27 protein-coding genes are annotated in these 24,417 nt (G+C 62.8%); 10 read left to right on the top strand and 17 right to left on the bottom strand.

Annotated features, from left to right (window positions below; all coding sequences use genetic code 11):
* The first annotated feature begins 2 nt into the window (after positions 1 to 2).
* The 3 genes from FF124_RS09805 to FF124_RS09795 all read left to right on the top strand — a co-directional run bounded on the left by FF124_RS09805 (position 3) and on the right by FF124_RS09795 (position 2,550).
* Positions 3 to 863 carry a glycosyltransferase gene (locus FF124_RS09805; RefSeq protein WP_138748320.1) on the top strand — a complete coding sequence of 287 codons (861 nt, stop codon included), beginning with the start codon at positions 3 to 5 and terminating at the stop codon, positions 861 to 863.
* Entirely contained in the window at positions 860 to 1,777 is a 918-nt protein-coding gene (locus FF124_RS09800; protein WP_138748319.1) for an NAD-dependent epimerase/dehydratase family protein, read from the top strand. Before FF124_RS09805 ends, FF124_RS09800 begins: the two co-directional genes overlap by 4 nt.
* Positions 1,778 to 1,860: 83 nt before the next feature.
* Positions 1,861 to 2,550, top strand: coding sequence for an HAD family hydrolase (locus FF124_RS09795; protein WP_138748318.1), 690 nt, complete (start codon positions 1,861 to 1,863; stop codon positions 2,548 to 2,550).
* 19 nt (positions 2,551 to 2,569) lie between these two features.
* On the opposite strand, the gene FF124_RS09790 is transcribed toward FF124_RS09795, so the two are convergent.
* Entirely contained in the window at positions 2,570 to 3,103 is a 534-nt protein-coding gene (locus FF124_RS09790; RefSeq protein WP_138748317.1) for a hypothetical protein, read from the bottom strand.
* A gap of 201 nt (positions 3,104 to 3,304) precedes the next feature.
* On the opposite strand from FF124_RS09790, the gene thrC reads away from it, so the two are divergent.
* From thrC to FF124_RS09770, 4 genes are all read left to right on the top strand, one after another.
* Positions 3,305 to 4,705 (top strand): threonine synthase, encoded by a 1,401-nt coding sequence (gene thrC, locus FF124_RS09785; protein ID WP_138748316.1) that lies wholly within the window; start codon positions 3,305 to 3,307, stop codon positions 4,703 to 4,705.
* A 13-nt stretch (positions 4,706 to 4,718) separates the two neighbouring features.
* The gene (locus FF124_RS09780; RefSeq protein WP_138748315.1) at positions 4,719 to 6,017 is read left to right on the top strand and encodes a M16 family metallopeptidase; all 1,299 of its coding nucleotides are present in this window, start codon (positions 4,719 to 4,721) and stop codon (positions 6,015 to 6,017) included.
* Between the two features lie 74 nt (positions 6,018 to 6,091).
* Positions 6,092 to 6,694, top strand: coding sequence for a GNAT family N-acetyltransferase (locus FF124_RS09775; RefSeq protein WP_138748314.1), 603 nt, complete (start codon positions 6,092 to 6,094; stop codon positions 6,692 to 6,694).
* A 15-nt stretch (positions 6,695 to 6,709) separates the two neighbouring features.
* Complete coding sequence (locus tag FF124_RS09770; protein WP_138748313.1) at positions 6,710 to 9,601, top strand: EAL domain-containing protein; 2,892 nt, start codon at positions 6,710 to 6,712, stop codon at positions 9,599 to 9,601.
* A gap of 12 nt (positions 9,602 to 9,613) precedes the next feature.
* On the opposite strand, the gene FF124_RS09765 is transcribed toward FF124_RS09770, so the two are convergent.
* Together FF124_RS09765 and FF124_RS09760 are read right to left on the bottom strand one after the other, a co-directional pair.
* Entirely contained in the window at positions 9,614 to 10,675 is a 1,062-nt protein-coding gene (locus FF124_RS09765; protein WP_138748312.1) for a zinc-binding metallopeptidase family protein, read from the bottom strand.
* Between the two features lie 74 nt (positions 10,676 to 10,749).
* Positions 10,750 to 11,337: a YqgE/AlgH family protein gene (locus tag FF124_RS09760; protein ID WP_425462524.1), complete on the bottom strand. Its 588-nt coding sequence runs from the start codon at positions 11,335 to 11,337 to the stop codon at positions 10,750 to 10,752.
* 168 nt (positions 11,338 to 11,505) lie between these two features.
* On the opposite strand from FF124_RS09760, the gene FF124_RS09755 reads away from it, so the two are divergent.
* The 3 genes from FF124_RS09755 (at position 11,506) to FF124_RS09745 (ending at position 14,114) form a co-directional block, all read left to right on the top strand.
* Complete coding sequence (locus tag FF124_RS09755; RefSeq protein ID WP_138748310.1) at positions 11,506 to 12,339, top strand: protein-disulfide reductase DsbD domain-containing protein; 834 nt, start codon at positions 11,506 to 11,508, stop codon at positions 12,337 to 12,339.
* Positions 12,340 to 12,383: 44 nt separating this feature from the next.
* Entirely contained in the window at positions 12,384 to 12,869 is a 486-nt protein-coding gene (locus FF124_RS09750) for a peroxiredoxin (protein ID WP_138748309.1), read from the top strand.
* 144 nt (positions 12,870 to 13,013) lie between these two features.
* Positions 13,014 to 14,114, top strand: coding sequence for a hypothetical protein (locus FF124_RS09745; RefSeq protein WP_138748308.1), 1,101 nt, complete (start codon positions 13,014 to 13,016; stop codon positions 14,112 to 14,114).
* Positions 14,115 to 14,120: 6 nt separating this feature from the next.
* Here FF124_RS09745 and FF124_RS09740 read toward each other — a convergent pair whose 3' ends face one another.
* The 14 genes from FF124_RS09740 to coxB form a co-directional block, all read right to left on the bottom strand.
* Positions 14,121 to 14,429 carry a Dabb family protein gene (locus FF124_RS09740; RefSeq protein WP_138748307.1) on the bottom strand — a complete coding sequence of 103 codons (309 nt, stop codon included), beginning with the start codon at positions 14,427 to 14,429 and terminating at the stop codon, positions 14,121 to 14,123.
* 35 nt (positions 14,430 to 14,464) lie between these two features.
* On the bottom strand, positions 14,465 to 14,908 hold the full coding sequence (gene rnhA / locus FF124_RS09735; RefSeq protein ID WP_138748553.1) for a ribonuclease HI: 444 nt from the start codon (positions 14,906 to 14,908) through the stop codon (positions 14,465 to 14,467).
* A gap of 2 nt (positions 14,909 to 14,910) precedes the next feature.
* A complete protein-coding gene (locus FF124_RS09730; RefSeq protein ID WP_138748306.1) occupies positions 14,911 to 15,873 on the bottom strand; it encodes a homoserine kinase in 963 nt (320 codons plus the stop codon).
* A gap of 91 nt (positions 15,874 to 15,964) precedes the next feature.
* Complete coding sequence (ispH, locus tag FF124_RS09725) at positions 15,965 to 16,984, bottom strand: 4-hydroxy-3-methylbut-2-enyl diphosphate reductase (RefSeq protein WP_425462519.1); 1,020 nt, start codon at positions 16,982 to 16,984, stop codon at positions 15,965 to 15,967.
* A complete protein-coding gene (locus FF124_RS09720) occupies positions 16,981 to 17,508 on the bottom strand; it encodes a mismatch-specific DNA-glycosylase (RefSeq protein WP_138748305.1) in 528 nt (175 codons plus the stop codon). The genes ispH and FF124_RS09720 overlap by 4 nt, the downstream gene beginning before the upstream one ends.
* Positions 17,501 to 18,238 (bottom strand): SURF1 family protein, encoded by a 738-nt coding sequence (locus tag FF124_RS09715; protein ID WP_138748304.1) that lies wholly within the window; start codon positions 18,236 to 18,238, stop codon positions 17,501 to 17,503. The genes FF124_RS09720 and FF124_RS09715 overlap by 8 nt, the downstream gene beginning before the upstream one ends.
* Positions 18,231 to 18,623: a DUF983 domain-containing protein gene (locus tag FF124_RS09710; protein WP_138748303.1), complete on the bottom strand. Its 393-nt coding sequence runs from the start codon at positions 18,621 to 18,623 to the stop codon at positions 18,231 to 18,233. The genes FF124_RS09715 and FF124_RS09710 overlap by 8 nt, the downstream gene beginning before the upstream one ends.
* A 39-nt stretch (positions 18,624 to 18,662) precedes the next feature.
* On the bottom strand, positions 18,663 to 18,941 hold the full coding sequence (locus tag FF124_RS09705) for a GNAT family N-acetyltransferase (RefSeq protein WP_138748302.1): 279 nt from the start codon (positions 18,939 to 18,941) through the stop codon (positions 18,663 to 18,665).
* Between the two features lie 64 nt (positions 18,942 to 19,005).
* Entirely contained in the window at positions 19,006 to 19,890 is an 885-nt protein-coding gene (locus tag FF124_RS09700; RefSeq protein ID WP_138748301.1) for a cytochrome c oxidase subunit 3, read from the bottom strand.
* Between the two features lie 97 nt (positions 19,891 to 19,987).
* On the bottom strand, positions 19,988 to 20,590 hold the full coding sequence (locus FF124_RS09695; protein WP_138748300.1) for a cytochrome c oxidase assembly protein: 603 nt from the start codon (positions 20,588 to 20,590) through the stop codon (positions 19,988 to 19,990).
* Between the two features lie 13 nt (positions 20,591 to 20,603).
* The gene (locus tag FF124_RS20905; RefSeq protein WP_281285270.1) at positions 20,604 to 20,738 is read right to left on the bottom strand and encodes a hypothetical protein; all 135 of its coding nucleotides are present in this window, start codon (positions 20,736 to 20,738) and stop codon (positions 20,604 to 20,606) included.
* Between the two features lie 7 nt (positions 20,739 to 20,745).
* Positions 20,746 to 21,681: a heme o synthase gene (locus FF124_RS09690; protein ID WP_138748299.1), complete on the bottom strand. Its 936-nt coding sequence runs from the start codon at positions 21,679 to 21,681 to the stop codon at positions 20,746 to 20,748.
* A 91-nt stretch (positions 21,682 to 21,772) separates the two neighbouring features.
* Positions 21,773 to 23,428 carry a cytochrome c oxidase subunit I gene (ctaD, locus tag FF124_RS09685; protein WP_138748298.1) on the bottom strand — a complete coding sequence of 552 codons (1,656 nt, stop codon included), beginning with the start codon at positions 23,426 to 23,428 and terminating at the stop codon, positions 21,773 to 21,775.
* 17 nt (positions 23,429 to 23,445) lie between these two features.
* On the bottom strand, positions 23,446 to 24,339 hold the full coding sequence (gene coxB, locus FF124_RS09680; RefSeq protein ID WP_187326890.1) for a cytochrome c oxidase subunit II: 894 nt from the start codon (positions 24,337 to 24,339) through the stop codon (positions 23,446 to 23,448).
* Positions 24,340 to 24,417: the final 78 nt, after the last annotated feature.

Genomic DNA, 24,417 nt, shown 5'->3' with positions numbered 1-24,417 from the left:
TGATGCCTGATCCTTCAAATGAAGGCGTCCGCCGCAACGCGGACGCCAAGGCCCCGTTCGCCTTCGTCACGTTGGTCACCAATGCAGACTATGCGATGGGTGCGCTGGCGCTGGCCCGCTCGATCTTCCTGACCGGCTCGCCGGCCGATGTCGTCGTGCTTTTCACCGGCGGCACGCCGGAGGAGAGCCTGAAGCAACTGGAAGATATCGGCTGCCGGATGATCGGCGTCGACCATCTGCCCCTGTCGGATGCCTTCAACGCCCGCCATGCGCGGCGCGAAGTGCATGGCAATGCGCCCTTCACCAAGGGCCGCAAGCCGGACTTCCACACGCCCCTCGACAATTTCTGCAAGCTGAGGCTCTGGCAGCTTGTCGAATATCATGCGGTCGTGTTCATCGATGCCGATGCCATCGTCTTGAGGAATATCGACAAGCTGTTCTTCTATCCGGAGTTTTCCGCCGCGCCGAATGTCTACGAGAGCCTCGCGGATTTCCACCGGCTGAACTCCGGCGTCTTCGTTGCCCGGCCGGATGTCGCGACATTCGAGGCCATGCTGGAGGCGCTCGATGCGCCGGAGGCCTTCTGGCGGCGCACCGACCAGACCTTCCTGCAGACCTTCTTTCCCGACTGGCACGGCCTGCCGGTGTTCATGAACATGCTGCAATATGTCTGGTTCAACATGCCGGACTTATGGAACTGGTCCGATATCGGCGTGCTGCACTTCCAGTATGAAAAGCCGTGGGAAGAGGATCACCCGCGCGCCGAAGCGCTCAAGCCGCTGATCGATCTGTGGTGGGCCTATTTCGACGGCGAGCGGATCCCCGACATCGCAACGCTCGAGAACCCGAAAAAACCGGCATGAAACATCTTCTCGTCAGCGGCGGAACCGGGCTTGCCGGCCGCTACATCGTGGAAGAATGCCTTGCGGCGGGCCACAAGGTCACGGTTGCCGGCCGCAGGGCTCCTGCGGACGGGCTATTCTCCCCTGCCGTCGGCTACCGGCCGCTCGACCTTGCGGAAGGAAAACCCGAAGGCGCGCTGTTCGACGGCATCGATGTCTTCGTCCATGCCGCCTTTTCCCATGTGCCGGGACGCTATCGCGGCGGCGAGGGAGACGATCCGGCGGGCTTTTTCAGGCTGAATGTCGACGGCAGCGTCGCCCTGTTCGAGGCCGCACGGCAGGCCGGCGTAAAGCACTGCCTCTTCCTCTCGAGCCGCGCCGTCTTCGACGGCTATCCCCCAGGAACGCCGCTTGCCGAGACGCTTGCGCCGGACCCGGCAAGCCTTTACGGCAAGGCCAAGCTTGAGGCGGAGAAGGCGCTAGCCGCCCTTGCCGCGCCCGGTTTCGTGCCGGCGAGCCTCAGGGCAACCGGCATTTACGGCGACCTTTACCCCAACAAGTGGGAGAGCCTTTTCACCGATTATCTCGAGGGCAGGACGATTGCGCCGCGGGCCGGAAGCGAGCTTCACGGCCGCGATCTCGCCGGCGCGGTGCTCGCCGTGCTTACCGCCCAAATTCCCAAGGTCTCCGGCAAGGCGCTCAATGTCTCCGACATCGTGGTCGACAACCACACCATTCTGGCACCGCTGAAGGCCGCGCTTGCCTCGCCCCACCCCCTGCCCGCGCGCGCCGACCATGACCAGGTCAGCGTCATGGCCACAAGCCGGCTCAACGCGCTCGGCTGGCGAACGGGCGGCATGCCGCTCTTTTCCGCCACGCTGCAAACCCTGGTCGAGGGGTTTCTCGCCCGCCATCTCGCATCGCGGCCGTCGTGAATTTGATCTGGCCACTCCTCGACCCTATCTCCGGCGTGCTATCGTGCCGCGCCCAGGACTGAAATGACCAACAGGATTTTTCAATGAGCCGCTTTGACCTCATCATTTTCGACTGCGACGGTGTTCTCGTCGATTCCGAATTTCTCGCCGCCCAGGTGGAATCCAGACTGTTGAGCGAGGCCGGTTACCCGATCACCGCCGGCGAGATCGGCGAACGCTTCTCGGGCCTGACCTTCCGCGACATTCTGATGGCCGTGGAGAAGGAAGCCGCCATCCCGCTGCAGGCCAGTCTGATCGAGCAGCACAAGACCATCCTCGATGAGCGGCTGAAGCGCGAGTTGCAGGCCATCGAGGGCGTGCGCGAGGCCGTGGCCCAGCTTTCCGAGCCGCGCTGCGTCTGCTCCAATTCGACGGAAGACCGCATCAAGGCGATGCTGACCAAGGTCGGCTATATCGATCTGTTCGAGCCGAACATCTTTTCTGCCGAAAGTCTCGGACCGGATCGGGTCAAGCCGAAGCCGGATATCTTCCTGCATGGCGCGCAACAGATGGGCGCGCGGCCCGCAAACACGCTGGTGATCGAGGATTCGGTTCACGGCGTCACGGGCGCGAAGGCCGCCGGCATGCGCGTCGTCGGTTTTACCGGCGCATCGCATACCGGACCGACCCACGCCGACAAGCTGACCGAGGCCGGGGCCGAGACGGTGATACACCGCATGGAAGACCTGCCCGCCGTCGCGACCGCGCTTCTGGAATGGTCGGACGCCGTTTGACGGCGTCCGGTTACGGATATCAGTCGATCCCGACCCTGACCCGCGTGCCCTCACCGGCGGTGGCCGGCACCGGCAGGTCATCCGCCCGGAACAGGAACTGGGTCGCCATGCCCTCGGCCGGCAGTTCGACCTCCTGCACGGTGACCTTGTCATAAAGCGCCACGTCGCCGTCGACGATTTCGACGCGCACCGGCACCTTGTAAGTGCCTGGCTTGGCTTTTGGTCCGCCGATCAGGCGACCGGCGACGGCGACCTGCAGCAGAAGCTGGTCTCCCGTTGGCGCGACCGTGCAGGTGCGCGTATATTCGGCCAGCGAGACCTGGTAGACGAGATTTTCGGCCGACGTTGAGCCGGCGGGCGAATAGACGCGATCAAAGGCCTGGTCGTCATCGAGCATCGCCTTCGGGCAGATGCGCGAGAGCGCCGTCAGGTTGACGCCCGGCGTGATCGGCTGGGCGGGCTGGGGCTCCGGCTCGGGCGTGGCCGTGGAGCAGGCCGCGAGGCCGGAAAGGGCCAGAACGGCGGCCAGGCGACGGGTGGTGCGAAATGACACGGCGAGTATTCCTTTCCTCTCTCAAGGGCTTTTCAAGCCCTCCGGCTTTGTTCTATATCAGCGCCAACGCAAGAATTCGATTGTCTGGCATGACCCGCAGGCACGAGGCATACAGGACGCCTTGCCGTGATAACCGGTAAGGCCAAAGCGTGCCACAAGCTAGACATTTTCAGGAACCTGGCAAGCACAAAGGGGCTTTGCGTGGACTATATTTCGACGCGGGGCGATGCCCCGACCCTCGGTTTCTCTGACGCGCTTCTCGCAGGACTTGCAACGGACGGCGGCCTCTACCTTCCGCGCGAATGGCCGAAAATGTCGGCCGATGATATACGCGCGCTGCGCGGCCGGTCCTATCAGGAAATCGCCTTTGCCGTCATCAAGCCTTTCATCGGCGACGAAGTTCCCGATGACCGCCTGAAGGCCATGATCGATGACGCCTATGCCACCTTCCGCCATCCGGCGGTGACGCCGCTCGTCCAGAGCGACGCCAACCGCTTCACGCTTGAACTGTTCCACGGCTCGACGCTCGCCTTCAAGGACGTTGCCATGCAGCTTCTGGCGCGGCTGATGGATTATGCGCTCGAACAACGTGGGCAGCGCGCCACGATCGTCGGCGCGACCTCGGGCGATACCGGGGGCGCGGCAATCGACGCCTTTGCGGCCAGCACGCGCACCGACATCTTCATTCTCTTCCCCCATGGCAAGGTCTCGCCGGTGCAACAGCGCCAGATGACGACGCTTGGCGCGAAAAACGTCCACGCAATCGCCGTCGAAGGGCATTTCGACGACTGCCAGAACCTGGTCAAGGCGATGTTCGCCGATCGCCGATTCCGCGACGAGGTGAAGCTTTCCGGCGTCAACTCGATCAACTGGGCGCGGATCATGGCGCAGGTGGTCTATTATTTCACCGCCGGCATTGCGCTCGGCGCGCCGGACCGCGAGATCGATTTCACCGTTCCGACGGGCAATTTCGGCGACATCTTCGCCGGCTACGTCGCGCGGCGGATCGGCCTTCCCGTCGGCCGGCTGGTGATCGCCACCAACGAGAACGACATCCTCGCCCGCACGCTCGAGACCGGGCGCTACGAGATGCGCGGCGTCGAAGCCACGACCTCGCCGTCGATGGACATCCAGATCTCCTCCAATTTCGAACGTCTGCTGTTCGAGGCAAGCGGTCGCGACGCCGGCTATGTCCGCCGCGCGATGGCAAGTCTCAAACAGTCCGGCGCCTTCGACATTGAGGAGGACACGCTTGCAACGATCCGCACTGTCTTTGCCGCAGGGCGCACCGACCAGGCTGAAACCGCCGCCGAGATCGCGCGCACGCTGGAGGACACCGGCGTCCTGATCGACCCGCATACGGCGGTCGCCATGTCGGTTGCGCGGTCCTACCAGGCATCGAACCCCATGATTGTCCTCGCCACGGCCCATCCGGCCAAGTTCCCGGCGGCCGTAAAATCGGCGAGCGGTATTGACCCGGCGCTTCCGGCGTGGCTTGCTGGACTGATGGACAAGGAGGAGCGTTTCAGTGTCCTTCCCCCCGATCTCGACACGGTGGAAGCGTTCGTTCGCAGCGGACTGAGCACTGAAAGCCAACGATAGGAAGCAGGATCGCATGACAGTAGAGTACACCCGGCTGCCGTCCGGGCTGACCGTCGTCACACAGAACATGCCCCATATCGAAAGCGTGGCCATCGGGACCTGGATCAAGTCGGGCTCGCGCAACGAATTCGAAAATGAACACGGCATCGCCCACCTTCTCGAACACATGGCGTTCAAGGGCACCAAGCGCAGGACCGCGCGCCAGATCGCCGAGGAGATCGAGAATGTGGGCGGCGAAGTCAATGCCGCGACCTCGACGGAGACGACCTCCTACTATGCGCGCGTCCTGAAGGACCATCTACCGCTCGCAGTCGATATCCTTGCCGACATCCTGACCAATTCCGCCTTCGACGAGGAAGAGCTCGCGCGCGAGAAAAACGTCATCATGCAGGAGATCGGCGCGGCGAGCGACATTCCCGATGACGTGGTGTTCGACAATTTCGCCGGCGCGGCCTATCGCGGCCAGATGATCGGCCGTCCGATCCTGGGAACCGCCGAAACGGTGACGGGCTTCACGCCGGACGATATACGCCGCTACCTTGCCCGCAACTATACCACCGACCGGATCTACATTGTTGCGACCGGCGCGGTTGATCACGACGCCTTCGTTCGGCTGGTCGCCGACCGCTTCGCCGGCCTGCCGCAGAAGCCCGCGACGCCGCCGCTGGTCGAGCCCGCCAACTATACCGGCGGCGAGGCGCGCGAGGTGCGAACGCTTTCCGACGCGCAGGTCATTCTCGGCTTCGAGGGGCCGGCCTATCACGCCCAGGATTTCTACTGCTCGCAGATTCTCGCGAATGTGCTTGGCGGCGGCATGTCGTCGCGGCTCTTCCAGGAAGTGCGCGAGATCCGCGGGCTTTGCTATTCGGTTTACGCGTTCCACTGGGGCTTTTCGGATTCCGGGGTCTTTGCCGTACATGCGGCCACCGGGGGCGACCAACTGCCCGAACTCGTGCCCGTGATCATCAACGAATTGCGCGAGGCGGCCGAGCGGGTCGACCCGACGGAAATCGATCGTGCCCGGGCGCAGATCCGCGCCCAGTTGCTGATGGGCCAGGAAAGCGCTGCCGCCCGCGCCGGCCAGATCGCCCGCCAGGTGATGCTCTGGGGCCGGCCGATCCCGAACGAGGAAATGATGATGCGGATCGAGAACATCACGCCGAAGAGGCTGACCGATCTCGCCGGACGCGCCTTCTACAATGCCCGCCCGACGCTTTCGGCCGTCGGTCCGATCGAGCAGCTGGCGCCGCTTCAAGAGATTGTCGACGGCCTTTCCTTCGAGGAGAAGAAGGCCGCCGGAGCGGGCGCCTGAAAGCGTTATGGCGAGCGTGGAACCGGAAATCGTCCTGATATGCGGCGGCAGGCCGATTAAGCGGAGACAGTCAGTTGTTCGCCTTTTTCTCTGCACCTGACGTCCTGAGGCGACGCCGGTTCGCCATAAGCTCGGACACACATATTCTGCGCCTGCCGCGCGTCTCCGATTATCACGCCTGGCGGCAATTGCGCATCCGCAGCCGCGCCTTCCTGCAGCCATGGGAACCGCTCTGGAATGTCGACGACATGACCGAGCGCGCCTTCCGCCGGCGTGTCGCCCGGCTCAACCGGGAATTCGACGAGGGCAGCAGCATCCAGCTGTTCATATTTCTCAAGCGCACCAACACGCTTGTCGGCGGCATCACCATCGGTCTGATCCGACGCGGCGTCGCACAAATGTGCATGCTGGGATACTGGATGGGCGAGCCCTATGCCGGCAAGGGCCATATGTTCGCCGCACTTCAGCTTGTAATTCCCTATATCTTTCAAGAGTTGAGGTTGCACCGCATCGAGGCCGCCTGTATCCCCTCAAACAGTCGCAGCACTTCGCTCTTGCAAAAGGCAGGCTTCACCAAGGAGGGGCATTTGAAAAAATACCTTCGCATCAACGGCCAATGGCAGGATCATCATCTCTATGCCCTGCTCAAAGATGATCACGACGCCAAAGGGAATTGAAGACCAAAGATGCGAATGCCCGCAAATCTCCGCCGGCTCGGCTGTCAGGCCCTTGCCATCCTTGCACTGGCCATGGTGGTCTTCTCCACAGCCCTGCCGGCGCTGGCGCTCGAGCCCGTTGAGGTTTCGCGCGGCGATGTCGCGATCGACCTAACAAATCATGTCGACCTCTACCCCAATGAGGGCAATCAGCTACAGATCTCCACAGTGCCCGATGCCAACGGCATCCGCCGCCGTATCGAGGTGCGCTCCGGCAATGCGGACCATCCCGGCGACTGGGCCGTCTTTTCACTCGCCAATATCTCCGACGAACAGCTTGAGCGCCTGATCGTCGCCCCGCATTTCCGCCTGCCCGGATCCGGCATGTTCTGGCCGGACCTCGGTTCGTCGCGGATCGCGGCGATCACGCCATCGGAGGGTTTTGCGCTGAACCGCGTGGCGAGCGACGACGCCGATGTGTTCTCGATCACGCTCAATCCCGGCGCGGTGATCACCTTCGTTGCCGAACTCGACACGGCGGAACTGCCACAGCTCTATCTCTGGCAGCCGGAGGCCTACAAGGATACGGAAAACGCCTTCACGCTCTATCACGGCGTGGTACTGGGCATTGCCGGCCTTTTGGCGGTGTTCCTCAGCATCCTGTTCGTGGTCAAGGGAACCTCCGTTCTGCCGGCGACGGCGATGCTCGCCTGGTCGGTGTTGCTCTACGTGGCGATCGACTTCAGCTTCCTCAACCAGTTGATCCCCCTGTCGCCGGGCGATCTGCGCATCTGGCGCGCCAACGCCGATGTTGCGATCGCCTTCAGCCTGGTTGTGTTCCTGTTCACCTATCTGAACCTCGCCCGCTGGCACGCCCAGCTCGGCTATGCGACCGCGGCCTGGGGCATTCTGCTGATGGCGCTGTTCGGCCTGGCGCTGTTCGACCCCTCGGCCGCCGCCGGCATCGCCCGCATCTCTTTTGCCGCGACAGTGCTCGCCGGGATCGGGCTGATGGTCTATCTCAGCCTTCGCCGCTATGACCGGGCGATCCTGCTGATGCCGGCCTGGGCGTTGATCGTCGCCTGGCTGTTTGCCGCCTGGATGACGGTCACCGGACGCGTCGACAACGACATCGTCCAGCCGGCGCTGGACGGCGGCCTGGTGCTGATCGTGCTGCTGCTCGGCTTCACCGTCATCCAGCATTCCTTCGCAGGCGGCGCCTATCAACCCGGTCTGTTCTCCGACCTGGAACGCCAGGCGCTGGCCCTGCTCGGCACGGAGGCAACGGTATGGGACTGGGACGTGGGACGCGACCGGATCGTCACGGAGCCGGATTTCGCCCCCAAGCTCGGCTTTGCCGCCGGCACGCTCAACGGACCGGCCCGTTCCTGGCTGCAATATCTGCACCCCGGAGACCGCGACCGCTTCCGCTCCACGCTCGACCTCTTCCTCGAATGGCGGCGCGGCCGGCTGAAGCTCGAATTCCGCATCCGCGCCAATGACGGGCACTATCACTGGATGCTGATCCGCGCGCGGCCCGTGCTTTCGACCGACGGCGAGGTAATCCGCTGCGTCGGCACAATCACCGACCAGACCGACCAGAAGGTCAGCACCCAGCGCCTGCTGCAGGATGCCGTCGTCGACAATCTGACGGGCCTTCCCAACAACACGATCCTGATCGACCGGCTGAGCTATCTGATCGCCCTGTCGAAGACGATGCCGCATATGCGGCCGACGCTGATCGTCGCCGACATCGACCGGTTCAGCGACATCAACGAGACGCTCGGCTTTGCCGCCGGCGACAATATCCTCATCGCGCTGACGCGTCGCATCCAGCGGTTGCTGAAGCCCGAGGACACGCTGACGCGGCTTTCGGGCAACAGCTTCGCCATCGTGCTGCAGTCGCAGACGGAGCCCGATGCGGTCGCCGAATTTGCCGACGCGCTGGTCGCCGCCATCGATGTGCCGATCACCTTCGAAAACCGCGAGATCGCGCTGACGGCCTCGATCGGCATCGCCTCCTGGCATGATACGCCGGGCTCCGCCGAAACCTTCCTCGAGGATGCACGGCTCGCCATGTTGCGCGCCAAGCGCATGGGCGGCAATTCGGTGGAGACCTACCGCCCGGCGCTGCGCATGCTCGACGACGAGCGCAAACGCGTCGAGGCCGATCTCGGACGCGCCATCGACCGCAAGGAGATGTCGGTCTTCTACCGCCCGGTCATGCGCCTCGAAAGCCAAAGGGTTGCCGGATTTGCCTGCATCCTGAACTGGAAGCATCCGCAGCGGGGCGAAATTTCCACCGGCGAGATCTTCGAGATCAGCCGCGAGGCGGAACGCTCCGCCGAACTGGTGCTCTATACCGTTCGTCAGGCGCTTGAAGACCTCTCGGGCTGGCAGCAGACCCTGCCCAAGGTTCGCCCCTTCGTCTCGATCGAGCTCAACTGCACGGAAATGCTGAGAACCAGTACGCTGATCGAGCTTGAAAGCCTGGTGCGTCAGTCGGAGAACGCACCGAGACAGGTGGTGTTCTCCATCCCCGAAGACGTCGTCCAGAAGGCGCCGGAACAGGCGAAGCTTGCGCTGCAATATCTGCGCACGATCGGCGCCGGGGTGACGCTTTCCGGCTTCGGCAACGGGCACGGCTCGCTCACCCTGCTCAAGGGCTTCCGCTTCGACGCAACCTATGTGGACAATGCCGTCTTCAAGCAGAACAACGAGACCCAGACGGATGTCGTCAGGGCCTTTGCCGAACTGGCCTCACGGCTCGGCACTGCGGTCGGCGTGACGGATGTCGGCAGCGAGGTCGACGCGCAGGCGCTTGCCGATGCGGGCTGCGCCTATGCCAGCGGCCCGCTCTACGGCGCCTCCGTCGCAGCGCCCACGGCGCTGCGCCTGCTCAAGGAAGTCGCCGCCAAGGAAGCGTGAGCGCTGCGGCGCTCAGACGCGCTCCTCATTCTTCTGCCGAACCAGAAGGGCGAGGACGAAATCGAGCTTGCGGATGATTTCGGGGGTCAGGACGAAGGGATAGAAATCCCGCTGGCCCATGGATTTGTGGATGGCGTTCATCGCCAGCGTCAGCGGCACCCAGGCATCGGCCAGCCGCTTTCCGCTCGCGCAGCTATAGGCATCACCGAGTGGCTCAAGACTGGCATCTTCCGGCATCAGCCCGAAAGCGCGCGCCGTCTCCAGCGTATCGACGATATGAAGCGCATGGGCAAAGCTCTCGGCAAAATCTTCCCAGGGATGCGTCGAGGCATAGGCGCTGACGAAATTCTCCGGCCAGCCCGGAGACGGGCCGTTTTCATAGTGGCGCTGCAGCGCGGCCTGATAATCTTCGCGCTCGTCGCCGAAAAGCGAACGGAATTCGTCAAGCCTGCCGCCGTCGCGCACCAGCCTGTCCCAGATGTAGTGGCCGACTTCGTGGCGGAAATGGCCGAGAAGCGTCCGGTACGGCTCGTTCATCTGCTGGCGCGCGATCTCGCGGGTGACGTCGTCCGCCTCGGCAACCCTGAGCGAGATCAGGCCGTTTTCGTGGCCGGTCATGGCCGGCTGGAGATTGCCGTTCGCATCGCGCGTGTCTTCGAGGAAATCGAAGACGAGGCCACAATCGGGATCCTCGGCCCTGGTCGGCGTGTCGACATTCCAGCGCAGGAGCGAATAGAAGAGATGGCGCTCCGCCGCAACGATCCTGCCGAAGCGGGCAAGGCCGATATCCGTGCCCGTGTCGGGGATCAGGTTATTGTGGCGGCAGGACGGGCAGAACGGCTCGTCGCTGCCTTCCGGCAGCAACCAGTTACAAACGTTGAACCCGGCGTTTTCGCAGAAGCGGAACTGGCGCCCGGTGTCATCGGCCTTGTGCCAATTGACGGAATCGACCGGCTTCAGGGCATACATGGCGACCGTCTCGGGATCAAAGCCCAGACGGTGGCCGCAGGCGACGCAGACCTCGTTGTCGAAATAGACGGTCTGACCGCAATGGTCGCATTCGAAAATCTTCATGGAAGCCTCACAATTGCGGCCGCCCCGATCGACGGCCATCAGCGTCCGGTAAACGGAAATGTCGGCGATTTGTTTCAGGCATGCCCGACATTGGAGGAGAGCGAGGACGGGCGAACGCCCATGGAAAAGAGCGCGCGCTCATACTTGCTGTCGAGGTCACGGTCGAACAGCAATTCCTCGATCGCCGGGCAGGTCAGCCAGTCATTATTGGCGATCTCGCTTTCCAGCTGGCCGGGCGCCCAGCCGGCATAGCCCAGCACCAGGATCGCCTTGTCCGGCCCCTTGCCGGCGGCAACCGAGCGCAGCACATCAAGCGTGCCGGTCAGGAACAGCTCGTCGGTAACGGGAATGCTGCCGTCGCCGGCATAATCATCGGAATGCAGGACGAAGCCGCGGCCGGGCTCCACCGGCCCGCCGCAGAGCACCGGAAAATCGCCGATCCCGGAGGCGGAAAAATCCGGAGCATTCTCGTCAACCAGTTTGAGCTGTTCCAGCACTTCGGGAAAGGTCACGGACTGGGCGCGATTGATGACGAACCCCATCGCGCCATCTTCGGAATGGGCGCAGATATAGATCACGCTGCGTTCGAAATCGCTTTCCGCAAGCTGCGGCATGGCGATCAGGAACTGGCCATCGAATGGGCCGCGTTCACGCTCCGTCATCAGGTTGTCAAACAAATCGGCCTCCAGCAAAGTGTTCGCGCCGCTTTCGAAATTCATCCTAGGCATAGGATCAACATGGGGCAAGGTCACGCAATGTTCAAATCAATTTGTCCGAAAAGGCGATGAGAAACGTGGCGGGAGACCCGCGCCTGCGCTAAATGTCTCGCCATGAAACGTTTGACCCGCCACCTCGTCTCCGCCGCCGTCACGGCCCTTGCCCTTGCCGGCACGGCGCAGACGTCCCTCGCCGCCGCAACACCCTGGGCGGAGGATACCGGCGGGCGCATGCGCGTCATCCTCACCCCGCCTTCAGCCGATGGCACGATCAACGCGGCGCTGCAGGTCGAACCCGACCCTGGTTTCATCACCTACTGGCGCGAACCGGGCGAAAGCGGCATTCCCCCGCAGATCAGCGTGACCGGCGCGGACGATGCGCGGATGGAGGCGATCGAGTATCCCGTGCCCAAGCGGCTGAAGATCGCGGAAGTGACCGATATGGGCTATGACGGCCCGGTGACGTTTCCGCTCACGCTGAAGGTCGCGCCCGGCTCGCTTCCTGCCCTGACCGTGACAGCCTTCATCGGGCTATGCAAGGATATCTGCATTCCCTTCCAGGCCAGCTTCGATATTCCGGCGAAAGCGTCCGCCTTCGAGGAGACGCCGGTCGACAAGGCCATTCTGGCCGTCGCCCGCACGAGCCTTCCCGAAAGCCCCTCGGACGATTTCCGCGTCGAGGAGGCGGTCCTGTCGGCCGACGGCATCCGGCTTTCCCTCACGCTTCCCGATCCGGACGCTGCCCGCGAAATCACGCTTGCCAACAACCGCGGCTATGTCGTCGAAGCGCCCGACGGCAAGCTCAAGGACGGCCATCTCGTCATCGACATTCCCCTCACCGCCCTGCCCAATGACGCCGATCCGGAAGATGGCGACTGGCTGCTTCTGGCCAAATCCGGCGATCGGGCCATGGAAACGCCGCTTGTCATCAAGCCTGATCGACCCTAAGTCCTGATTGCGCCTTTTCAACACACGCAAAGAGGATTTCAAAAATGTCGATTGCCAAGGGAGACAGCCTGCCGTCCGCCACCTTCATGGAACTGACGGAGAACGGGCCGGAGAAAGTCGCAAGCGATGAATTCTTCAAGTCGAAGCGAGTGGTGCTGTTTGCCGTGCCGGGCGCTTTCACGCCCACCTGCTCGATCAACCACCTGCCGACCTATCTGGAGAACCGGGACGCCATTCTTTCGCGCGGCGTCGACGAGATCGCCGTTGTCGCCGTCAACGACCCCTTCGTCATGGGCGGCTGGGCCAAGGCGACGGGCGGCGAAGGCAAGATCCGCTATCTCGCCGATCCCGACGGCGCATTCGCCAAGGCGCTGGGCATGGAGCTCGATCTTTCCGGCGGCGGGCTCGGCACCCGCTCCAAGCGCTATTCCATGCTGGTCAAGGACGGCGTCGTGGAAGAATTAAATGTCGAGGACAATTCCGGCGAGGCCACGGTCTCGGCTGCGGCCACCATTCTTGGTCAGCTCTGAAGCTGTTTCGCCGGGCCGGTTAATATCCGGCCCGGTCTTCATGACGCGCCGGACGCTTGCATTCCGCGGCCCGCGATTGCAAAGATCATTTTGCATCAATCGTGAGGAGAGCCGCTTCTTGCCGCGGCATACGGAAAAGCCTAGATGACGCCTGAAGTCCGGAAAGCGGTTCGCAGGTTCGGCACGGCAGCTCTTGCCGTGACGCTCGTCGTCACCATGCCCTTTGTGCTCCCGAACGGGCTCCGTTCCGCCCAGCTTCTGGCATCTTCCAATGATCCTGTCGCGATCACCGATTATCGGCTGGACCGGCTCGACTCCTCGGAATACCAGGTAGCGATCCTGGAGGCGCTGGCAAATGACGATCCCGATCTTGCCGGAAGCGTACTGGCGCTCGCCGACAGCCGCGGCGTCCCGATCGATGGCGCTCTGCGCGACCGCACGGAAGTGGCCATCTCCAACGAGAACAGTCTCGGCAACCGGCTCTCGGAGATGTTCGAGGGCGCGCTGACCGGACGGCCCGACAGCGCGGCCGGGCTGATCGGCGCGGTCGCGACCGATCTCACGACGGTGGGCGATGTGCGCGACATCATCATCGAGGGCGGCGCCTATCTCTCCGGCGAGGACTACGACCCGTTCATTCTCGGGATCTCCGTCGCGGGCATCGCGATCACCGGCGCCGTGATCCTCTCGGCGGGCTCTGCGACCACGGCGAAGGTCGGCACGAGCGCGCTGAAAGCCGCCGGCAAGGCCGGCGCGCTGACGGCGCCGCTGCGCCGCTCCTTCACCCGCCTCTCGCGCCAGGCGGTAAACGCGCCCGCCTTGCGCACGGCCGTTCCCCTGCTCAAGCGCGGCAATGTGCCGGCGGCAAGCCGGGCGCTTTCCTCTTCGCTCAACGCCAAGCCGCTGCTGCGCATGCAGGACGCGGCTGCCAATGTCGGCACGGTGATGACCAAGCAGGGGCTTCGCGCGGGAACGGACATGCTCAAGGTCGCGGACACGCCCGCCGACCTTACCAAGTTCGGCAAGCTTTCGGCGCGTGTCGGCAAGCGCTTCCGCGCCGTCGTGTTTCTTCTGGGCTCCGGCGCTGTCGGGCTCGGAGGCATCCTCCTGACCGCGACAAGCTGGACCGCGTCGCTTGCCCTATGGCTGGCGGGCGCGGCCTATTTCGGCTTCCGCCTGCTCAGGCTTTCCTGGCGTATCGCGCTTTTGCCGTTCGGCCGGCTGCTCATCCGCCTGATCGCGTGAGCCCGCTCAGACCTTCATGTCAAAGACGAGAATACCCGACTGACCGCCCGCGGCGGCGGCCACGATCTTTTCGCCAACCACCCTGTGGTCGGGATGGTCAAGATAGGCATCACGGGCGGCGGCGTTCTCGAAGGTGACGGCAAAACCGTCGGCATAACCGCTGTCGAGGCCTTCCGGTGAGACATTCGGCCCGCCCTTCACGTCGACGATCCCACCGATCACGTCCTTAAGCGCGGCAATGCCGGCATAGATGGCCTCCTTTTCGGAAGCCGTGACGTCCTGACGAAATCGAATGAATACGCAATGCAAGATCATGAATTTCCTCCAGAATGGCGGCCTGGCCTCAGCCTTCACCGTCCCTTTTTATATGGTTCCATCCCCTGGCGCGCCAGTTCGTCGGCGCGCTCGTTTTCCTCATGGCCGGCATGGCCCTTCACCCAGAAAAGCGTCACCGCGTGGCGATTGCGCTCGGTCTCGAGCGCCTGCCAGAGTTCGGCATTTTTGACCGGCTTCTTCGCCGCCGTCTTCCAGCCGTTCTTCTTCCAGCCATGGATCCACTTGCCGATGCCGTCCTTCAGATAGACGCTATCGGTATAGAGCGACACCGCGCAAGGCTCTTTCAGCGCCTTCAGCGCTTCAATCGCCGCCATCAGCTCCATGCGGTTGTTGGTGGTCAGCTGCTCGCCGCCCGAAAGCTCGCGTTCCATGTCGCCGTAGCGCAGCACGGCGCCCCAGCCGCCGGGACCGGGATTACCGGAACAGGCCCCGTCGGTGAAGATCTCGACCTGCTTCATGCTCATGACAGTCCGTATTCACCGGCGCTTTTCACCGAGCGGTGGAAGCGCAGATAGCGCAGATATTCCAGCGGGTCCTTCTTGACCACCAGCGCGCCTTCCGGCGTCGTCAGCCAGTCGTAAAGCCTCGTCAGGAAGAAACGCAGCGCCGAACCGCGCGCCAGCAGCGGCAGCGCCTCGATCTCGGCGGCATTCAGCGGGCGCACGCTCTGATAACCCTCGATCAGCGCCCGCGCCTTGGTAACGTTGAAGGCGCCGTCCTTCTCGAAACACCAGGCATTGAGGCAGATCGCCAGATCGTAAGCCAAAAAGTCATTGCAGGCGAAATAGAAGTCGATCAGCCCCGACAATTCGTCGCCGATGAAGAACACATTGTCGGGAAAGAGGTCGGCATGGATGACGCCTTCCGGCAGGTCCACCGGCCAGCGGTCCTCAAGCAGCGCCAATTCGTCGGTAATCTCGCTCTCAAGGCCCGTCTGGACCTCGTCGGCGCGCGCGGCGGACTTGTCCCAAAGATCGACCCAGCCCTTCAGAGACAGCGCGTTCTCGCGGCGAATGGAAAAGTCCTGGCCGGCGATGTGCATGCGGGCAAGCGCCGCACCCAGTTCGCGACAATGTCGCGCCTCGGATTTCCTGAGCCACATGCCTTCCAGAAACGAGATCAACGCGGCGGGCCTGCCGCAGAGCTCACCGTAGAGCGCGCCATCGGAGCGCGGCAGCGGCAGCGGGCAGGAAAGGCCCCGCTCGGCCAGGTGCTGCATCAGTCCGAGGTAGAAGGGCAGGTCGTTCTCATCGACCCGCTTTTCGTAAAGCGTCAGGATCAGCGGAAACCGGTCGGTGTGAAGCAGGAAGTTCGAGTTCTCGACGCCCTCGGCAATGCCCTTGAAAGACAGGAGCGTGCCGGTGTCGTAGGCCTGAAGAAATTCCTTCAGCTCGACCTCGTTGATGTCGGTATAGACGGCCAATGCAAATCCCCGATGGAAAGACTGCTGCTGGTTTTCACGATGGCCGCGTCGCTGTCAAGCAAACACGATAAGAACAACGAGGCCGAACCGCCTAACGTCCGTTGACGAAGGCCATGTCCTCGACCGTCAGCTCGACATCGCGCAGTTCCCGGTTGACCAGGAAATGCTCGTTTTCGATCGCCGTCTCGGCAAGTTCCACCGCCGCATTGAACCGGTCGCGGAAGGCTTCGATGATCTCGTTGACCACCACTTCGGGTGCGGATGCGCCCGCCGAGATACCAAGCGTCGCAATATCGCCGATCACGTCGAAATCGAGTTCCGAGGCGCGCTGGACCAACATGGCGCGCTTCGCGCCGGCGCGGCTTGCAACCTCGACCAGGCGTTTGGAATTGGACGAATTCGGCGCGCCGACGACGATGAAGAGGTCGCAGCCCGGAGCGGCAGCCGACACGGCCTCCTGCCGGTTGGTGGTCGCATAGCAGATCGAATCGGCCGATGGCGCGGTCAGATTGGGAAATCTCTCCCGCAGTTTGGCGATCACCGCCGCCGTATCCTGCACCGAAAGCGTGGTCTGGGTGACATAGCCGAGATTGTCCGGGTCGGCGGGTTCGTATTTTTCCGCGTCCTCCACCGTCTCGACCAGCGATACCGCGCCCTCGGGCAATTGTCCCATCGTGCCGATCACTTCCGGATGGCCGGCATGGCCGATCAGCACCACGTGACGGCCGAGCCGTTCATGACGCATGGCCTGCTTGTGCACCTTGGAGACCAGCGGGCAGGTGGCGTCGAGATAGAAGAGATTGCGGCTCTCGGCATCCGCCGGCACGGATTTCGGCACGCCATGGGCGGAAAACACCACCGGCTGGTCCCGGTGCTCTGCCGGGATCTCGTCAAGCTCCTCGACAAAGATCGCGCCCATGGCCTCCAGCCCCTCGACCACATAGCGATTGTGGACGATCTCGTGGCGTACATAGACCGGCGCGCCATAGCGCTTCAGCGCCAGAACCACGATCTGGATTGCCCGGTCGACGCCCGCGCAAAAGCCGCGCGGCCCGCACAGACGGATGGTGAGTGGGCTCTTGGTCATGTCCGGCTCTTTCGTATCTGTCATTCCGTCGCCTTTTGCTCGTCGTCCCAAGATGGGTTCTCGGCGCGGCAAATCAACGCCTGCAACTGATACCAATGATGACGCTCCCTTGTCCAATGCGCGTTGGCGCCGGATGTGGACGGCAGGGCGACGACAGGTATATCGCCGATGGCTCTGTCCTGAAGTCCGCAGCGGATCGTCCTGTCGGCAAAGAAAATGCGGGCGGCCGTCAGGCTGGTGAAGGCGATGAGCTTCGGCCGGAAGTGTAGCATCTTTTCGCGGAAGCCCTGAAGGTCGAAATGCCTTTCGCTCAACGCTCGGTCCATGCCGCTTTCGACCTGGTTGAGGTCCGTCAGCCCGATGCCGTAGTCGAGCAACCGCCGGAAATCTGCCGGATCGATCCGCTCCGGCGTCAGGCCCGTCTCATGCAGGGTGCGATAGAAGCGGTTCGACGGGTTGGCGTAAAAAGAACCGGTGCGCGCCGAGATCGTGCCCTTGGCGGTTCCGCAGAAAACGATTTTCAAGTCCGGCGCCAGAAGGTCAATCACGGTTGCGGCGCCTTCTGATCACCAGAACGCCGATCCCGATGGCAAGCACCGCTGCCAGCCCGTACCAGGTGATGGCGTATTGCAGGTGGTTGTTGGGAAAGGAAATGCGGGTCACGCCGCCGACCGGCAGGCCGCCCGGATTTGCCGCATCGCCGGCATCGATGAAGAAGGGCAGAACCGTCTCCGCGCCAAGACCGGCGGACGCCGCCATGGCATCAAGGTCCTTCCAGTAGAAGATGTTCTTCGACAGATCGTTTTCGGGAACAAGGAAGGATGGTTTTTCCGGCAGGCGCTCGCGCGAAAGGCCGGCTATGGTGACAGGCCCCTCCACCTGCCCTTCGGCGCGTGTTGCCGCGTTCTTCCTGTCAAAGGGCACGAAGCCGCGATTGACGAAGACGATCCGCCCGTCCTCGAGCCTCAGCGGCGTGTAGACGTAATAGCCGGACAGGCCCTCGAAGGTCGCGAAATAGTGCCGCTCGCGGTCGTGGTCGAAAGTGCCGGTAACCGTCACCGGCCTGTAGCGAATATCCGCGCCGTCTCCCGCCATCGTCTCGATGTCGGCAAGCGGGACCGGCGGCGAGGCAAGGCGCGCCTCAATGGTCGCCAGAAGACCTTCCTTCCAGTGGAGCCGGCGAACCTGCCAGTTACCGAGGAGGATGAGGCAGACGAAGGCGATAAGCGCCAGACCAAGGCCGATGACGCCGAGCGGAGACAGGCGGCGCTCAGGCATCGTCGGAGCGATCGATCACGCCTTCCGCGGCGCTGTGGCGATATTGCAGGCCGATCAGCACGCCCTTGAAGGCCCTGAGCGCGCCAAGCGACAGCGCGATGGTGACCGGCACCCAGATGAGCGCATGCACCCAGAGCGGTGGCGAATAGGAAATCTCTGTCCAGAGCACCAGCGCGATCACCAGAAAGCCGACGGCAAACATGACGAAGACGGCCGGCCCGTCGCCCGAATCGGCAAATTCATAGCTGAGTCCGCAATGCTCGCAGGCGGGGCGCAAGGCCAGGAAGCCATCGAACAACCGCCCCTTTGCGCATCGCGGGCAGCGTCCGGCAAGGCCCGACTTTACCAGGCTTGCGGGCTTTGGGCTGTGGTCGTGATCTGACATGAAACGGATCGCCGCGAACCGAGAAAGGCGCGGCGCCTCTTACTGAAGAACATCCTGCCACTCTCCATGGCGGATGCTGAGCGCCTTGAAGAAAGGGCAAAGGGGAATGATTTTCCAGCCGCCCTCGCGGGCGGCTTCGACGGCATGCTCGGCCAGCGCCTGACCGACGCCCTTGCCGCGCAGCGCGTCGGGCACGCCGGTATGATCGATGATGACAAGGTTTGCGGATGCCCGCGAATAGGTCATCTCGGCCTCATGGCCATCCACATTGGTGAAATAGCGCCCGCCCGAAGCGGTCTTTTCTTCATGGATATCGATGACGGTGCCTCACAAAAGAAATACGGCCGCCGCATTTTCTGACGCGGCGACCGTGAATTTAGGATCAATGTCCGGTTTCGGCAAGCGGCGCGCCCCAGCCGCCCCAGATATAGATCGTGAAGAACAGGAACAGCCAGACGACGTCGACGAAGTGCCAGTACCAGGCCGCCGCCTCGAGCCCGAAATGCCGCTCCGGGGTGAAGGCGCCGCGCGCGGCGCGCACCAGACACACGATCAGAAAGATCGTGCCGACAATCACATGAAAGCCGTGGAAGCCGGTCGCCATGAAGAAGGTCGCGCCATAGATCGAGTTCTTGAAGGCAAACGGCGCCTCGTAATATTCGTAGGCCTGAACGCTGGTGAACAGCAAGCCCAGAACGACCGTCAGCGTCAGCCCCTGGATCAGCCCCTTGCGGTCTCCGTGCAGCAGCGCGTGGTGCGCCCAGGTCAGCGTCGTGCCCGACAGCAGCAGGATGACGGTGTTGTAGAGCGGGAAGTGCCACGGGTCGACAACGGCGATGCCCTCCGGCGGCCATGTGCCGCCCGTCGCCTCGACGCGCGATGCCTGGATCGCCTCGCCGGTAAACAGGCTGGCGTCGAAGAAGGCCCAGAACCAGGCAACGAAGAACATCACCTCCGAGGCGATGAACATGATCATGCCGTAGCGAAGATGCAGCGACACCACCGGCGTGTGATGGCCCTCCTGCCCCTCCTTGATCGTATCCGACCACCAGCCGTGAAGCACGTAGAGAACGACGACCAGACCGATCAGGAACAGCCAGGGCTGCGCCAGGTTGAGACCGAACATCGAAAACGTGCCGCCGCTCAGATAGCGCATATAGCCGACGCCGCCGAAGGCCATCAGAAACACGCCGATGGAGGCGACCAGCGGCCACGGGCTCGGGTCGATGATGTGGTAGTCGTGGTTTTTGTGTTGCGTTTCCGCCATTGGTGGTCCCCGTTTCCTCTCCCTCAGCAGCATAAGGGCCGAATTTGCTGCTTTAATCAATCCCCGCGGATGACAATCCGCAATTCAGGCAAGCGGCCTAGCCCTTCCGGTCGGCCGCCTTCACCTCCAGCGCGGCGGCTTCGGAGGCAGCAGGCAGATCATGCTCGAAAAATGTGTAGGACAGGGTCAGCACCTTGATGTCCTTCGTCTCCTCGGCTTCCGTGATGGCAGGATCCACGAAGAACACCACCGGCATTTCCAGCGTCTCTCCGGGCGGCAGCGTCGTATCGGTAAAACAGAAGCACTCGACCTTGTTGAAATAAGCGCCGGCCTGCAGCGGCGTCACATTGAAGATCGCCTGGCCGTTGATCGGCTCGCTCGACTTGTTGCGCGCTTCGAACATGACCTGCACCGTCTCGCCGATCTTCGGCGAGACCGATTTCTGCACCGGCTTGAACTCCCAGTCGAGGCCGGGCGCGACATTGGCGTCGAAGGTCACCTTGATGGTCTTGTCGAGAATGGTGTTGGAATACTGCTCGACGCGCTGCGCGGTCCCGTTATAGCCGGTCACCTGGCAGAAGATGCGGTAGAGGGGCACGGCGGCAAAGCTCATGCCGGTCATGCCGATCACGAAGACAAGGCACATGGCGACAATCGCGCCGTTATTGCGCGGCTTTCTCTGGCCTGTCTCCTCCGTCATGCGTGCAGCCTCCTCAGACCGATCCAAACTTGACCATGGTGATGACGTAGAACAGCACGACGAGGCCAAAGAGCACCACGCCGAGCGCCAAATTGCGCCCGCGCCGGGCCTTCTTCTGCTTGTCGGTCAGCTTCACGGTCTCGATCATGACGCCCTCACCCGAACAACATGAAGATGGCGCGGTCGGCGATCAGCGCCGCGAAAATCGAAAACAGATAGAGAATCGAGAAGCCGAACATCTTCTTTGCCGGCAGCATGCGCTCATCGCCCTCGGGCATCGCCCGCACCTTCAGCGAGGCGTAGATGAAATAGGCCCCCATCGCTCCGGCAAAAACCGCATAGGCCGGGCTTGCAAGCCCGGTGAGCGCGGGCGCGACGCCGGCGATCGCCGTCAACACGGCATAGACGACCATCTGGTTCTTGGTCGATTTCTCGCCGGCGACATTCGGCATCATGGGAATGCCGACATCGTCGTAGTCGCGCATCTTGAAGAGCGCCAGCGCCCAGAAATGCGGCGGCGTCCACAAGAAGGTGATCGAGAACAGGATGACGCTGTCGAGCGACACGCCACCGGTGACGGCGGCCCAGCCGACCATGGGCGGAAAGGCGCCGGCCGCCCCGCCGATGACGATGTTGTGCGGCGTCGAACGCTTCAGCCACATCGTGTAGAAGACGGCGTAGTAAAAGATGGTAAAGGCCAGCAGGCCCGCGGCGAACCAGTTGATCGCAAGCCCGAGCGTGGCGACGGAAAAACAGGATAGCGCGATGCCGAAAGCCAGCGCCTCCTGGCGTGCCACGCGACCGGCGGGGATGGGCCGTTTTGCCGTGCGCGACATGACGGCATCGATGTCGGAATCATACCACATGTTGAGCGCGCCCGCCGCGCCCGCCCCGGTAGCGATGCACAGGATCGCGATCGCGCCCATGACCGGATTGATCGGGCCGGGAGCAAGAAACAGCCCGGCAAAGGCGGTAAACACCACCAGCGACATCACGCGCGGCTTCAAAAGCGCGAAATAGTCCCGCGCCGTCGCCTCCGAAAGGCCGATATCGGCATGTCCCAGGCCGGTCTCGCTGTCCAAAACTGTCATGTTCTGCTCTGTCTCAATTCTCTTGGAAAAACCGCGCGCCCCTCGCTCGTTCAGCGGGCGCGCGGCCTTCGTCTCGTTTCAGCGGCGCGGCTCAGCGCACGCGCGGCAGTTCCGACCACTGGTGATAGGGCGGCGGCGAGGAAAGCTGCCATTCGAGCGTGGTTGCGCCCGGACCCCAGGGATTGTCGCCGGCGACCCGCTTCTTCGCAAAGGCTTCATAGATGCCGTAAAGGAAGATGAGAACCCCGATGGCGGAAATATAGGAGCCGTAGGAGGACACCGCATTCCACCCGGCGAAGGCATCCGGATAGTCGATATAGCGGCGCGGCATGCCGGAAAGACCGAGGAAATGCTGCGGGAAGAACACGAGGTTCACGCCCACAAACATGACCCAGAAATGGATGACCGCAACCCGCTCGTTATACATATAGCCGGTGATCTTCGGGAACCAGTAATACCAGCCGGCAAAGATCGCGAAGACGGCGCCGAGCGACAGCACGTAATGGAAGTGGGCAACCACGTAATAGGTGTCGTGCAACGACCGGTCGAGCCCCGCATTGGCGAGCTGCACGCCGGTCACGCCGCCGACGGTGAACAGGAAGATGAAGCCAACCGCCCAGACCATCGGGGCCTTGAAGGAGATCGACCCGCCCCACATGGTGGCGATCCAGGAGAAAATCTTCACCCCCGTCGGCACCGCGATCACCATGGTGGCGAAGACGAAGTAGCGCTGCGTGTCGAGCGAGAGACCCACCGTATACATGTGGTGCGCCCAGACGATGAAGCCGACGGCGCCGATCGCGACCATGGCATAGGCCATGCCGAGATAGCCGAAGACCGGCTTCTTCGAGAAGGTCGAGATGATGTGGCTGATGATGCCGAAGGCCGGCAGGATCAGGATGTAGACCTCCGGGTGGCCGAAGAACCAGAACAGGTGCTGGTAAAGGATCGGATCACCGCCGCCATCGGGCGAGAAGAAGGTCGTGCCGAAATTGCGGTCCGTGAGCAGCATGGTGATGCCGCCCGCCAGGACCGGCAGCGACAGAAGCAGCAGGAAGGCAGTGACGAGCACCGACCAGGCAAACAGCGGCATCTTGTGCAGCGTCATGCCCGGCGCGCGCATGTTGAGGATCGTGGTGATGAAGTTGATCGCGCCGAGGATGGACGAGATGCCGGCCACATGCAGCGCGAAGATCGCCAGATCCACCGCCGGACCCGGCATCCCGGTCGACGAGAATGGCGGATAGAGCGTCCAGCCGCCGCCCACACCGTTGGAACCCGCCGGCCCTTCCACGAACATGGAGAGAAGCAACAGCAGGAAGGCGGGAATGATCAGCCAGAAGGAAATGTTGTTGAGGCGCGGAAAGGCCATGTCGGGCGCGCCGATCATGATCGGGATCATCCAGTTGGCAAAACCGCCGATCAGCGCCGGCATCACCATGAAGAAGATCATGATCAGGCCGTGCGCGGTGGTGAAGACGTTGTAGAGATGCTTGCCCTGGTCGACGGCCGCGGCGCCTGCGTCGCCATAGACCATGGAAGCCAGGCCGTTGAAGATCTGGATGCCGGGCTCCTGCAGCTCCATGCGCATGGCAACGGAGAGCGCGCCGCCGATGATGCCCGCACAGATGGCGAAGATCAGGTAGAGCGTGCCGATATCCTTGTGATTGGTCGACAGGAACCAGCGGGCGAAAAAGCCGGGCTTATGGTCGTCGTCGTGAGCGGTGTGAGTGCCTGCTTCGGCCATGATCGTCTCCCTCCCCCTTAGTCTTTGTCTGCCAGCAGAACGGCGTCGTCGCCCTGCTTTTCGGTGTCGATACTGGCCATCAGCGCCTTGTTGGCGGCTTCCACATCGGTCGCGGCGGATGCCTGCCAGGTTTCGAACTGCTCGGCCGAGACCGCGCGGATGGCGATCGGCATGAAGGCGTGGTCCTTGCCGCAAAGCTCGGAACACTGGCCGTAGTAGATGCCCTCTGCATCGGCCTTGAACCAGGTCTCGTTGAGACGTCCCGGCACGGCGTCGATCTTGATGCCGAAGGCCGGCATGGCAAAGGAATGAATCACATCCGTCGGCGCCGCCGTCACCAGAAGGCGCACCACCTCGCCGACCGGCACCACCATCTCGTTGTCGACGGCGAGAAGGCGCGGATAGACGGCCTTGTCTTCCTTGCCGTATTCGGCACGCTGGTCTTCGGTCAGCATGTAGGAGGAATAGGAGATCTCGCCATCCTCGATTTCCGGATAGTCATAGCTCCACAGCCACTGGGTCGCGGTCGCCTTGACCGTCAGCTTCGGGTCCTCCGGCATGGTCAGCTGCGCCGTCAGAAGGTTGAAGGAGGGCACGGCCAGGAACAGAAGGATGAGAACCGGCGCAACGGTCCATACCACCTCGATCATGGTGTTGTGGCTGGTGCGCGAGGCTTCCGGGTTTTTCGACGCCCTGAAGCGCACGATCACGGTGATCAGCAGCGCCAGCACGAAAAGCACGATCGGCACGATAAACCATAGCGTATACTGCTCGAACCATCGAATCTGATGCATGATCGGCGAAGCCGCCGGCTGCATGCCCATTTCCCACGGCTGAGGCTGCGCCGCAAAGGCGCTGCCCGTGCCCGCAAGACAGAGAAGAGCTGCCACGCATGCTCTGGTCTTGTTCATCACGTTGAATTCTCCCTCCATCGTTTGACCGTGGTCAAACCGGACCCTTTCCAAGAACGCTATATGGCATGAAGGCCC

Source organism: Martelella lutilitoris, from assembly GCF_005924265.1.
GTDB lineage: Bacteria > Pseudomonadota > Alphaproteobacteria > Rhizobiales > Rhizobiaceae > Martelella > Martelella lutilitoris.
This window is presented reverse-complemented; position numbering and strand designations above follow the sequence as displayed.